13 protein-coding genes are annotated in these 11,895 nt (G+C 69.5%); 3 read left to right on the top strand and 10 right to left on the bottom strand.

Going from position 1 to position 11,895, the window contains the following annotated elements; genetic code table 11:
* Positions 1-102: 102 nt before the first annotated feature.
* The 5 genes from JK358_RS07565 to JK358_RS07585 form a co-directional block, all read right to left on the bottom strand.
* On the bottom strand, positions 103-1,374 hold the full coding sequence (locus JK358_RS07565) for a protein kinase domain-containing protein (protein WP_201945067.1): 1,272 nt from the start codon (positions 1,372-1,374) through the stop codon (positions 103-105).
* A gap of 3 nt (positions 1,375-1,377) precedes the next feature.
* The gene (locus tag JK358_RS07570) at positions 1,378-2,127 is read right to left on the bottom strand and encodes an FHA domain-containing protein (RefSeq protein WP_201945068.1); all 750 of its coding nucleotides are present in this window, start codon (positions 2,125-2,127) and stop codon (positions 1,378-1,380) included.
* Positions 2,124-2,654, bottom strand: coding sequence for an RNA polymerase sigma factor (locus JK358_RS07575; protein WP_201945069.1), 531 nt, complete (start codon positions 2,652-2,654; stop codon positions 2,124-2,126). The genes JK358_RS07570 and JK358_RS07575 overlap by 4 nt, the downstream gene beginning before the upstream one ends.
* 112 nt (positions 2,655-2,766) lie before the next feature.
* A complete protein-coding gene (locus JK358_RS07580) occupies positions 2,767-3,228 on the bottom strand; it encodes a VOC family protein (protein WP_201945070.1) in 462 nt (153 codons plus the stop codon).
* Entirely contained in the window at positions 3,225-3,809 is a 585-nt protein-coding gene (locus JK358_RS07585) for a DinB family protein (protein ID WP_201945071.1), read from the bottom strand. Before JK358_RS07585 ends, JK358_RS07580 begins: the two co-directional genes overlap by 4 nt.
* Positions 3,810-3,877: 68 nt before the next feature.
* Here JK358_RS07585 and JK358_RS07590 point away from each other — a divergent pair, with 68 nt between their 5' ends.
* Complete coding sequence (locus JK358_RS07590) at positions 3,878-4,867, top strand: helix-turn-helix transcriptional regulator (protein ID WP_201945072.1); 990 nt, start codon at positions 3,878-3,880, stop codon at positions 4,865-4,867.
* Here the strand turns inward: JK358_RS07590 and JK358_RS07595 are convergent.
* Both JK358_RS07595 and JK358_RS07600 read right to left on the bottom strand, forming a co-directional pair.
* Positions 4,842-5,477, bottom strand: coding sequence for a maleylpyruvate isomerase family mycothiol-dependent enzyme (locus JK358_RS07595; protein WP_201945073.1), 636 nt, complete (start codon positions 5,475-5,477; stop codon positions 4,842-4,844). The genes JK358_RS07590 and JK358_RS07595 overlap by 26 nt on opposite strands.
* A 56-nt stretch (positions 5,478-5,533) precedes the next feature.
* Entirely contained in the window at positions 5,534-6,742 is a 1,209-nt protein-coding gene (locus JK358_RS07600; RefSeq protein WP_201945074.1) for an erythromycin esterase family protein, read from the bottom strand.
* A gap of 115 nt (positions 6,743-6,857) precedes the next feature.
* Between JK358_RS07600 and JK358_RS07605 the strand changes: the two genes are divergently transcribed.
* Positions 6,858-7,571 carry a MerR family transcriptional regulator gene (locus JK358_RS07605; RefSeq protein ID WP_201945237.1) on the top strand — a complete coding sequence of 238 codons (714 nt, stop codon included), beginning with the start codon at positions 6,858-6,860 and terminating at the stop codon, positions 7,569-7,571.
* On the opposite strand, the gene JK358_RS07610 is transcribed toward JK358_RS07605, so the two are convergent.
* Together JK358_RS07610 and JK358_RS07615 are read right to left on the bottom strand one after the other, a co-directional pair.
* On the bottom strand, positions 7,494-8,261 hold the full coding sequence (locus JK358_RS07610; RefSeq protein ID WP_201945075.1) for a dienelactone hydrolase family protein: 768 nt from the start codon (positions 8,259-8,261) through the stop codon (positions 7,494-7,496). The genes JK358_RS07605 and JK358_RS07610 overlap by 78 nt on opposite strands.
* Positions 8,262-8,421: 160 nt before the next feature.
* Positions 8,422-8,985: a dihydrofolate reductase family protein gene (locus JK358_RS07615; protein ID WP_201945076.1), complete on the bottom strand. Its 564-nt coding sequence runs from the start codon at positions 8,983-8,985 to the stop codon at positions 8,422-8,424.
* 115 nt (positions 8,986-9,100) lie between these two features.
* On the opposite strand from JK358_RS07615, the gene ligA reads away from it, so the two are divergent.
* Complete coding sequence (ligA, locus tag JK358_RS07620; RefSeq protein WP_201945077.1) at positions 9,101-11,092, top strand: NAD-dependent DNA ligase LigA; 1,992 nt, start codon at positions 9,101-9,103, stop codon at positions 11,090-11,092.
* 60 nt (positions 11,093-11,152) lie between these two features.
* Here ligA and JK358_RS07625 read toward each other — a convergent pair whose 3' ends face one another.
* Positions 11,153-11,704, bottom strand: coding sequence for a hypothetical protein (locus JK358_RS07625; protein ID WP_201945078.1), 552 nt, complete (start codon positions 11,702-11,704; stop codon positions 11,153-11,155).
* Positions 11,705-11,895: the final 191 nt, after the last annotated feature.

An 11,895-nucleotide genomic window follows, 5' to 3' on the forward strand; every position in this document is an offset into this window, starting at 1 on the left:
CAGCCGGCCAGGGCCAGAGCGGTGACGCCCAGGGCGACAGCTAACTTTCAGCAACGGGTGGTCATGCGGTCACCATATGCGACCACCAGGGTGATTCCGGCGCTATAGGGCGCTCATCAGGGCGCGTCGCAACTCGGCGGCGCTGGTGATCCGGATGCGCGGATTGTCGACCAGGGCCTCGTCGATGACCGCCGCCAGCGCCGCCGGAACGGCCGGCTCGCGATGCCGGACGGGAACGGCGTTGTCGCGCAGGACGATTGTGATCGGGTCGACGCCATGCGGGAACTCGCGCGGCGGGACGCCGGTGAGCATGAAGTACAGCGTGGCGGCCGTCGCCCACACATCCACCTCCGGGCGGACGAACTTGTAGTCGACCAGTTGCACCCGCGACATGAACGCCACCGAACCGGCGACCGAGCCGGTCATGGTCAGGCCGGACAGACCGGCGCGGTCGAAAGCCTTGGCCAGTCCGAAGTCGGCGAGCTTGGCGATCCGGTGCGAATCCGGGCCGGACAGCAGGATATTCGCGGGTTTGACGTCGCGATGCACCACGCCGACGGCGGCGGCGTCACCGGTCTGGGCATCCAGGGTCGCGTGATGCGCGTAGTCGAGGGCGTCCAGGGCCTGCGCGGTCAGGCGTACGGCCTGCTCGGCATCGAGGGGTCCGCGCTCGCGCACCAGCCGCTCCAGACTGCCGCCGGCACAGTATTCGCAGGCGAGATAGAACAGGGCGCCCGCCGCGCCGCCCTCGTGGAAGCCGACGATATTCGGATGCCGCAGGGCGCGCAGGGCATCCATCTCGCGCAGAAAACCCTGCGCCGCACGGGGTTCCACGGCCACCTGGGCGGAGAGCACCTTCAGCGCCGCGAGCTCGCCCGAATCATGGGTGCGCACCAGGTAGACCACGCCCTGCGCGCCGCGGCCGAGCTCACGGATCGGCTCGTAGCGGCTCAGCCAGCCCAGGTCGGCGGCGGGCCGGACGAGGGGATCGGTCGGCTCGGAACCGGATTCGGGTCGCACGCCGACGCGCAGCACCACCTCGCCGAGCCGGACCTCGTCACCGTCCACCAGGTCGCGTTCCCGGAACTCCAGGCGCGCACCCTGTTCCGGCGTCTGGCCGGGAAAGCGGCGGCCGATCTCCACGCCGTTGACGTGAGTGCCGTTGAGGCTGCCGAAATCTCGCACCCGCACGGCGGGCGGGTTGATGTCGAACAGGCAGTGGTGGCGCGACACCCACGGTGTATGCCCGCTCTCCACCAGACGTGGCGAGCAATCCTCGGCCCGGCCGACCACACAGTGCGCCCGTTCGGCGTAGACGTACTCCACACCGGCGGCCGGTCCTGTCGTCACCGTCAGGATCACCGTGCCGGGCATGGTTCACGCCTCGGCGAGCAGTTCCAGGTGCTGTTCGCCGACTATCCCGAACCACAGCGCGCGATTGATCAGAGCCGCGCGCCGATCCTCCAGCCCCTCGTAGCCGCGCAATCCCAAACGGTCGATGAGGTATTCGATGTGGAAGTTCACCGCCGAGGTGGTTTCCAGATCCCGGCCCGCCGCCGTCCGCCGCACCCGCCGCAGCAATTCCGGAATCGTCGGAATGGCGGCGGAGCCGTACACCAGCCGGGGTTCACACAGGGCCACCAGGATCAGGAAGTGCTTGGCGTCCTGCGACAGCGGGCGGATCGGCTCCACCGTCTGGGTGGTCGTCTGCAGTGCGGGCATCGCGGCCACACCGCGCCGCATGGCGAACACCTTGAACTCCAGCACTTTCGAATCCCCGCCCAGCAGCTGCACGCGGGATGCGGTGAACGGCACCGGAAGTCGCTCCCCCGGGCGGATCGTGAAATGCTCACCCCGGCCCTCGTCATTGTGCACCACGTACGAGGAGTTCGGCCGGGTGCTCAAATTGCTGAGCAGCCAATAGAAGTCGACCGCCTCGATCCGGCCCGCCAGCCGCGACACCGCCGGTCGATCCAGCCGGATGTCCACCCGCAGATCCGGCGCGCCGCGTCCGAAGGTGACCGTCTCCCCCGGCCACAGATTCAAACTCGGTTGCCGCGCACCGGAACCGGTGGTGTCGGCCGGCACATGCACGAGAATCGACCACGTATCGTTCGCATTGTTCACGCGGCAACCCCCGCCTGCTCCGAATCCGCCAAACCAGCCCGCAACCGCTGCTTGGCCGAACTCACGTAACCCTTCACGGTCCCCGTCGCCAGCCCCATGGCGGCCGCCGTCTCAGCGTAGGTGAATCCGTGAATGTATTGCAGGCCGATCGCTTCCCGCTCGCGGGCGGGCAGGGTTCCCAGCACCTGCCGCACCGCGACCCGGGCCGCCACCTGCTCGTCGAAACCCGCCGTCCCCGGGTCCGCGATCCGCGCGATCGCCTCGTCGCCGTCCCAGGCGAAGACGGCCAGCTCGCGCGACCTGCGCTTGCCCGCGCTGAGCACGAGATTGCCCGCCGTGCGCCACATGTACCGGCGCAGCGCCTCCGCGTCATCGATATCGGGTCCCGTCGCCAGCACGCGCACGAATACCGTCTGCGCCAGATCCTCCGCGTCGCAGCGGTTTCCGACCCTGTTCCACAGTGACCGCACCAGCGCGGGCCCGATCTCCCCGCACACCCGCCCGAACAGTTCGTGATCGACGCTCATCGCTGTACCGGCCTCCGGCTCCCATCGCAGTGTCCCGACCTACACCACGATCACCCCGCCCCGCCGAATCCGTAACCTGACGACCGTCAGGGTCCGCCGCGACCCGCAGGGGTCAGTCCAGGCAGAACTCGTTGCCCTCGGGGTCGGCCATGACGATGTGGCCGAAGCTCAGGGGCGGCTCGGGATCGGCGCGGTGGACGCGCTTCGCGCCCAGGGCCACCAGGCGGTCGCATTCCGATTCCAGTGCGGCCATGCGCTCCTCGCCCTGCAGGCCGGGGGCCGCGCGGATATCGAGGTGCACGCGGTTCTTGGCGATCTTGTCCTCGGGGACCTGCTGGAAGAACAGGCGGGGGCCGTCACCGTCGGGGTCCTCGATGGCGGAGCGGGTGTTGCGCTGGTCGGGCGGAACGCCGATGCGGGCGAGGAATTCGTCCCAGGCCGCGAGCGGATCGGCTCCGGCGGGAAGCTCCACGCCGGGCGGGCCGGGGTGGACGTAGCCGAGCACCTCACGCCAGAAGGTCGACAGGGCCTTGGGATCGTGGGCATCGAAGGTGATCTGGAGATGGCGGCTCATCGGGTGGCTCCGTTCGCGAGATGGGTGTGCAGGTAGAGGTCGCGCAGCAGGCTGACTGCGGACAGATGGTGGATGAGTTCACGGTGGATGTGCAGCACCAGGACCGCCATCGGCGCGTCGGGATAGGGCTCGGACGGGCCCGCCGGTTCGCGCAGACCGTCCGCGCCGAGGCCGCGGACCCCGGACATCCACGTGGCGAGCTGGGTTTCGAGCTGCTCGAGGGCCTGCTTCGCGGTGCCCGCGTACTCCCAGTCGTCATAGGAGGCCGCGGGAGCGCCGAAATGCGCGGCATTGCGGGCCGCGAGCACACCGACGATGACATGCCCGAGCTGCCAGGCGATCGTGGTGAACGGCGCCGGATCCGGTTGCGGGAAGGCGAAATCGATGGTGAAGTCGCCGCTGCCCGCCTGAATGGGTGCGGTCGAGGCGCCGCGCGGCGACACCGACCAGGCATTCGGCACCGGCGACCAGAAGTACTCGTCGTCGGTGAGGCCCTCGAGTCGTTGCCGGACCTGGTGATTCCAGTGGAACTCCCACTGGTCGCACAGGGCGGCGTTCCAGTTCAGTTCGTCTGCGTCCATGCGGCTACTCTGACAGCAATAGCGGACAGGATCGGTCCGCTATCTCGAAGAAACTCGGCGAGGTGGAGATGGCGGGCGCTGACGACCGGGGCACGACCGAACGGGTCCTCACCCTGCTCGGACTGCTGCAGCAGCGGCAGGTGTGGACCGGACCCGAACTGGCCGACCGGCTCGGGGTCACCGTGCGGACAGTGCGCCGGGATATCGAAAGACTGCGCACGCTGGGGTATCCGGTGCATGCCAGCCAGGGCGTGGGCGGGGGCTATCAGCTCGGTTCGGGGCAGGATCTGCCGCCGCTGCTGCTCGACGACGAGGAGGCCATCGCCACCGCCGTATCGCTGCTCGTCGGCGCGGGCGGCGCGCTCACCGGTGCGGGCGACGCGGCGCTGCGGGCACTGACCAAACTCGACCGGGTGCTGCCCGCCCGGCTGCGGCACGAAGTCCGGGCGCTGACCGAGGCGATCGAATCCTTCGACCGCAGGCACACTCCGGTCGATCCCGATTCACTCATGACACTGGCGCGAGCCTGCCACGACCAGCTCGAGGCGGGATTCGACTATCCCGCCGGGAACGGGGCGGCCCGCCGACGGGTCGAGCCCTACCGGCTGGTGGCCTCGGATCGGCGCTGGTATCTGCTCGCATACGATCTGGACCGGGACGACTGGCGCACCTTCCGGGTCGATCGAATGCGCGAAGTCGCCACCCGCACATGGCATTTCCGGCCCCGGCCCGCACCGGACGCGACGAGTTTCGTCCAGGAGAGCGTCGCCGCCCGCGTCTATCCGCGGCAGGCGCGCTTCCTCGTGCACGCACCCGCCGAGACCGTCCGCGCGCAGGTCCCTCCGGCAGCGGCCGTCGTCCGGCCGCGCGACGCCTCGTGCTGCGAAATCCTCAGTGGCGCGGCCAATCTCGACGGCGTGCTCCTGCACGTCCTACTGCTGGGCCATCCGTTCGAAGTACTCGAGCCACCCGAACTCGCCACCCGCTCCAGAACTTTGGCGCAGCTGCTGCACGCCGCGGGCGCTGACGCGTCTAGCGGGTTCCCGCCGGGCTCGTGAACGCCTCCAGGCCGGGCCCCTCGAGCTCCTCCAGCGCGACCCGGCGACCCGAGACCGCCAGCAGCAGCGCCAGGGCGGGCCCGGTCACCGTCGGCCCGGAACCGATGGTCAGATCGGAATCCGTTGCGACCAGCCGGATCCCGGACGCCAGCTCCCTGGCGCCGCCGAAGGAGGCCGAGGTGCGGGTCTGCAGGCGCAACGCCCTGGCGATGCCCTCCTCCGAATACGCGTGGGTCACGCCCAGCGGCCTGCGGATGTCCTCGCCGTGCACGATCTCCTCGACCAGCCGGGTGTCCAGCGGCGCGGGCGGAGTGGAGGTGCGGGTGGCGACGGCCCGCAGGCGTTCCAGCGTCTCCCGGGGCGTCGCGCCGCGGGACCGCTCGATACCGCGCTCGTTCTGCCGGTCGAAGTCGAACCGCGCCCGGACGAGCCCGGCCACGAAACCCAGCCGGGTCGTCAGCGCGGTATGCACCAGATGGGCCGCCACATCGTGCACCGTCCACCCGCCGCACAGCGAGGGCTGCTCCCACCGGTCGTCGTCGAGGCGGGCGAGATCCTCGATCAGCGCGGCCCGCTCGGCGTGCACCAGCGCCCAGACGTCGTCTTTCACCGTGTCTCCTTTGTTCGGACACAGCTTGGGACGGAGTTCGGCGGGCGAATTAATCGCTACCAGTAGGGGTGGCGCTTCCCGTCGGTGTCGGCGAGGAACAGGACCGCGTCCGCACCGGGCAGATCCCGCGGCCGCAGCGGGATGTGGCCGGGGAGCATGGGCGTCGAGGTTCCGGCCGATGCGGGCAGGGCGGCACACAGGGCCGGTGCGGGGAACAGGGCGCGGCGGCCGGTGGCCTCGGCGAGCAGGCGCTGCAGGGTCTCCGGATCACTCGACGGGCTGGCGTCGGTCGCCACGAACAGATAGCGGTCACCGAGTTCGAGTGCAGCGAATGCTCCTGCGGCGCACCAGTTCACAGCGTCATCGGCAATCGGCATGGTTGACTGCGTGCGCAGCAGATGCACATTGTGCGCGAAGACCAGGCTCGGTCCGCGCGACCGCTCGTGCGCGAGGACCGCGAACAGGTTGTCGGCCATCATCTCGGCGCGCACGCCGAGCAGGTTCGCCATGCGGTCGGGGCCGGGCGTCGCCATGGCCGCGTGATAGCGCAGCAGGCCGAGGGCGGTGCGGGCCTGCGCCAGTGCGTGGTCGTAGCCGATCGGGTCGGCGGGACGCAGGAACGGGGCCGCGCGCCGCAGTGCGCTCGCGAGATCGTCGGCGATGACTCGCAGTGCGCGGGCGCGGGCGGAGTTGCCGAGGGAGGCCGCGGCGTCGTACATGGCCGCCGCGTTCGACCACTCCGACTCCTCGCCCAGCAATGCGTCGAGGTCGCTGCCTGATTCCGGCCGCAGTGGCGCGGGCAGATAGGCGGTGACCTCGGTCATCGCGTGCCGGGGGCTCGGCGCGCCCGCGTACTCGACCGGAGCCTCCATGCCGTAGAACCGAACACGATCCGCCGGCTCGTGCACCGCGTTGTACGCCCGCAGCCATGCGACCAGTTCACGGTTGCCGGGCACGTTGCCGAAGCCATGACTGAAGCCCGCGGCGAGCACGGTATCGAGATCTCCCGCGCCCCCGCTCACGTAGTCGTCGACGATCCGGGCGGCGAAGACATCCATCTCCAGCACGATCGAGCGGAATCCCCGTTCGACGAGATGGGCGAGAATCTCGTTGCGCAGCAACGGGAATGCCGCGATCCCGTGCGTCGGCTCTCCGAGCGCGAACAGGGCGGGCCCGCGCGCCAGTAGCTCGTCGAGGGCGCGGGCGAGACCGTCGGCGTCGTCCAGACCGCGGGCGATTCCGTGCAGTGTGATGGTGGTGGACATGGGTGGGCACCCCTTTCGGAAGGAACTGCCCTCGACGCTATCGTTGAAGAATCGTGTGAAACCTGGGTCGCAACTGCCCTGGTGGCAGTCACGAAACTCTCAAAGGAGGTGCGCTCTGCGCCCGATCGATCTGGCCCGCGAACACGGTCTGTCCGCGCAGGCGATCCGCAATTACGACGAGGCGGGCATCCTCCCGCCCACCGAGCGCACCGCCTCCGGCTACCGCCGCTACACGCCCCTGCACGCGCAGGCCCTGCGCACCTTCCTCACACTGCGCCGCGGTCACGGGCATCAGCATGCCACCGCCATCATGCGCGCGATCAACACCGGCGACACCGAAGCCGCCTACCGCCGCGTCGACGCCACGCACGCCGATCTGCTCACCGAACGCGATACCCGCGGCCAGGTCGCGAAAGCCCTTGCCGCGCTGGCCGATCCGCCGGAGATCCAGGGGCCGCCGCTGACGGTCGGTGAGCTGGCCCGGCGTCTCGACCTGCACCCGGCGACCCTGCGGGCGTGGGAATCCGAGGGCATCCTGCGACCGGAACGCGAACGGGGCACCGGCTACCGGCACTACTCCCCGGCCGGTGTTCGCGACGCAGAGATCGCCCGCCAGCTCCGCCGCGGCGGATACCCGCTGCACCGCATCACCGAATTCCTCGACGCGCTCCGCGAGGCAGGCGGCACAGCGGAATTGAGCGTATTCCTCACCGCCTGGCAGCACCGCCTGACCACGCGCAGCCGCGACCTGCTAGCCGGTGCGGCCTGCCTCGACACCTATCTGAGCCTGCTCGAGCAGGCCGGTCAGCCGATCCCAATGCCGCTGTAGCCCAGCGGAATCGAAGGCATCGGTATCGGACATGGTGAATCCGTGGATGGTTCCCGGATACACCTCCACGGTGTGGTCCACGCCCGCGGCGTCGAAAGCCCGCTCGAGCACCGCGATCTGCTCGACTGTCATATCCGTCTCGGCCAGGCCGAGGTGCACCCGCGCGGTCAGCGTGGGCACCTGCAGATGTGGGCTGTCGGGTGCGTCGCTCACCAGCGTGAACGGATGGAATCCGGCGACGGCGTCCACTCGTTCGGGATAGGCCGCCGCGGTCCGCAGCGCGAGCACGCTGCCGATGCAATACCCCACCACCCCAACGGTTCCGGTGCGAACCTCGGGCTGCTGGGCGAGGAATTCGAGATAGGCCCCGGCATCCCGCAGGATGCGCTCGACGCTGTGCTCCCGGACGAACGGCATCAGCGTGCCGATGAGGGTGCCGCGAATATCCTCGCCGACATGCTCGGGAATCTCGACCACGGGCGCTTCCCCGTGCCGGTAGTAGATATTGGGCACCAGCACGTAGTAGCCGTGCCGGGCCAGTTCGCGGGCCATGGTCTTCAGCACCGGCCGTGGGCCGAAGGCGTCGCTGTACAGCAATACGCCGGGAAAGTGGCCTCCCCCATCGGGATAGGCGACGAAAGCATCGGCGTCACCGCCCGGGGTGGAAATGCGCACCATCTCGGAATTCATGAATTCTCCTGCCGTAGTTGATAATTCAGAGCTGAAATCAATACGACAGCGGCGGGCTCCGCGCTCGAGCGCGGGCCGGTGCGGCGCTCAGGCGAGCACCGGGTCACCAATCCGTGTGTGGCACAGGGCCGTCCCGGTAGACATCACCGCACAGCCTAGCTCATCGGGCGCGCTGGAAGCGAAGACAGGTGATGCGGGAGTTCAACGCGCGAGACTCCACCAGACGGAGGTCGAGCGGTTCGGGGAGCGGCGGGAAGTAGGGGGTGCCCGCGCCGAGGATGATCGGATAGACGAACAGGCGGTATTCGTCGATCAGGTCGTGTGCCATGGCAGTGGCGGACAGGCCCGCGCCGCCGACCTCGATGGGACCCTCGCCCACCTGCTCGCGCAGCCGCGCCAGTTCGGTGGGGAAGTCGTCGGTGGCCAGCCGGGCATTGCCGGTGACGGAGGTCAGGGTCCGGGAGAAGACCACCTTGGGAACGGGGTTCCAGAGTTCGGCGAATTCCAGGGCGTCCTTGTCGTCGGCCATGGTTTGCTCGGCGGTTTCCCACACCAGCATGGTTTCGTACAGGGATCTGCCGATGAGACATCCGGCCAGCTCGCGGGTCTGGTCGATGTGGAAGCGGAAGATCTCCGGCTCGGGGGCGGACCAGCCGATGTCACCGCCCGGGCCGGCGATGTAGCCGTCGGCGGAGACAGCCATCGAGTAGATCAGGGGTTGCATGGGGACTCCTCGGTTGTCCGGTATCGAAAGGTAGACGCCCCGGCGGCGGAAAACTCATCGATTCGACGGCAGTGTGTCGTGTGCGTGTCGGTCGGTATGGGTAGCGTCGGGTCCTGTGGAAACTGGGGAACATATCCAAGAGCTCGCGGATCGTATTGTGGCGCTGCGGGATGCCTACTATCAGGGATCGCCGCTGGTCGCCGATGCCGAGTACGACGCGGTCGAGGACGAGCTGCGGTCGCTGATCGCGACGCATCCCGAGCTCGCGCCCGACCCGAATCCGCTGGAGCAGGTCGGCGCGCCCGCCGTGCTGCACGCCCCGATCCGGCATGCCCGGCCCATGCTGTCGCTGGAGAAGTCGACCACGCCCGAGCAGGTCGCGGCCTTCTTCAACCGGTTTCCGGGCCAGTCCGTGGTGGTGATGCCCAAGCTCGACGGGCTGTCGCTGTCGCTGGTCTTCGAGGACGGGCGGCTGGCACGCGCGGTGACCCGCGGTGACGGCACCACCGGTGACGATGTGACCATGCTGGTCCGCGCGCTGGTCGACGGTGTGCCCGAGCAGATCGACGCGCCGGGCCGGGTGGAGGTGCGCGGTGAGGCGGTCATGCTGCGGTCCACCTTCACCGCCTACAACACGGCACATCCGGACAAGCCGCTGATCAACCCGCGCAATGCCGCCGCGGGCACACTGCGCGCCAAGGATCCGGCCACGGTGGCCGAACGTCGCCTGCAGTTCTTCGGCTTCGATCTGGACGCCGCCGCGGGCGGCACGGCCGTCGACCTCGAAGAGGGCCTGGCGGCCCTGGGCATCGCGGGCGCGCAGATGCGGCACTGCGACGACGCCGAGCAGGCGCAGGCCGCCATCACCGCGATCGAAGCGGGCCGCAACGCACTCGACTACGACCTCGACGGCGCGGTGTTGCGCCTGGCCGATCGAGACGCCTACGCGGCGGCCGGAACCCGCTCGAACTCCCCGCGCGGCGCGCTGGCGTACAAGTTCGCCGCCGAAGAGAAGACCACCCTGCTGCGCGAGGTCATCTGGGATGTCGGCAAGACCGGCAAGATCGTCCCGGTCGCCTGGCTGGAGCCGGTGTTCGTGGGCGGCACCACCGTCACCAAGGCCACCCTGGCCAACCAGGAGGTGATCAAGGCCCGCGATATCAAGGTCGGCGATACGGTGCTGGTGCGCCGCGCCGGCGATGTGATCCCGTTCGTGGCGGGCGTACTCGACGCCTCCCAGCGCACGGGGGCCGAACAGGAGATCGTCCCGCCCACGGTCTGCCCGTCCTGCGGGCAGCCGGTGACCGAGCAGGGCAACAGCCGGGAACTGTTCTGCACCAACGTGTCCTGCCCCGCGCAGACGGTGCGCAGGCTCATCCACTGGGCCTCGCGGGCGGCGGCGGATATCGACGCCATCGGGCAGGTGTGGATCGAACGCCTCGCCGAGGCGGGCATCCTCGAGAACCCGTCCGACTTCTACACGCTGACCAAGGAGCGCCTGCTCGAATTCGATCGCATCGGCGAGATCTCCGCCCAGCGCATGATCGACTCGATCGATGCGAGTCGCGCGGTGGGCCTGCGCCGGGCACTCATCGGCCTGGCGATTCCGATGGCCTCCGACGGCACCGCCGCGCGTCTGGCACGCGCCGGATTCGGCACCCTCGAGGAGGTCGCCGACGCGGGCGAGGAACGTCTCGTCGCGGTGGACGATATCGGCCCGAAGGTGGCGGCCTCGCTGACCGCACACCTGACCCGCCTGCGCCCGGAACTGGAACGCCTGCGCGCCAACGGCGTCTCCCTGGACGTCCGCGACGAGGATCTACCCCCGGTCGTCGCGGCCGGCGCACCCCTGGCCGGTAAGACGGTGGTGATCACCGGCGCGATCAGCGACCCCCGTTCCGGTGAGAAGGTGGCCCGCCCCACCTTCCAGCGCCTGTGCGAAAAGGCGGGCGCCACCGCCGCGTCGTCCGTGTCCGCGACCACCGACATGCTCATCGCCGGTGCGGGCGTCGGCGCGAGCAAGCTCACCAAGGCGGAGAAACTCGGCGTCGAGGTGGTCGACCAGGGCGAGATCTGGAACCTGCTGATCGAGGCCCAGGTCGTCTGAGCGGTCGGACGCCCTGCCCGCGGGTACCGGCGCAGCTCGTCATCCTGGCGCGCGGTATCGCTAGCGCTGGGGCGAGCCGTCCGGGCGGGGCGAATCGGGGTCGGTGCCCTGCACTCCGGCTGAGCCCTCACCGCTGCCGGAGTTGATTCTGCGTGGCCTGGGAGCGCGTCGGGGACCGTTCGCTCGGTTCTGTCGCATGGCCGCGAGATCGACGACGCCGGCGTCGCGCTCGGGCCGGGCCGGTTCGTCGTCCGCGGCGGTGTGCCGTGGCAGTGCGCGGTCGGCGTCCGGTTCGGGAGGGGGATGGTGTGCCCGCCCGCGATCCTCCGGAAACCAGCCGGTCTCCTGTTCCAGTTCCGATCGCAACACCGGCCGGGTCGGTGCGGGATCGTAGGCGGACTGCGCCTCCGGATCCCAGGTTCGGCGCGGGCGCTCGGCTGTTCCCTCCGACATGCGGCGCGGGCGGCGCGGTAGGCGCGTCACATTGGATTTCGGGTCTCCCGGTTCCGGTGTTCCGGCTTCGGCGGCGCGTAAGCCCTCCAGTTTGCGCCGCAACCGTTCCACCACGTCGAATCTGTCTCCGCCGGATCCCGGCCCTTCTCTGTCCGACATAGAACTAGCCGCCGGCAGGCGCCACGGCACCCGCCGGATCCACGATTACCGCCACCCCGGTTCGACCCCCGAACTTCGTACTGCTTGTGTCGCTCACCCCCGCATTCTCCCCCAAAAAAACGCTACCGATCGGTTAGGGGCTATAACGGGGGCGAAGTTTCCCGGACCCGGGTCGGTGCCCGGGTCCGGGA

Origin of the sequence: Nocardia acididurans (assembly GCF_016741815.1) — a bacterium.
Taxonomy (GTDB): Bacteria; Actinomycetota; Actinomycetes; order Mycobacteriales; family Mycobacteriaceae; genus Nocardia; species Nocardia acididurans.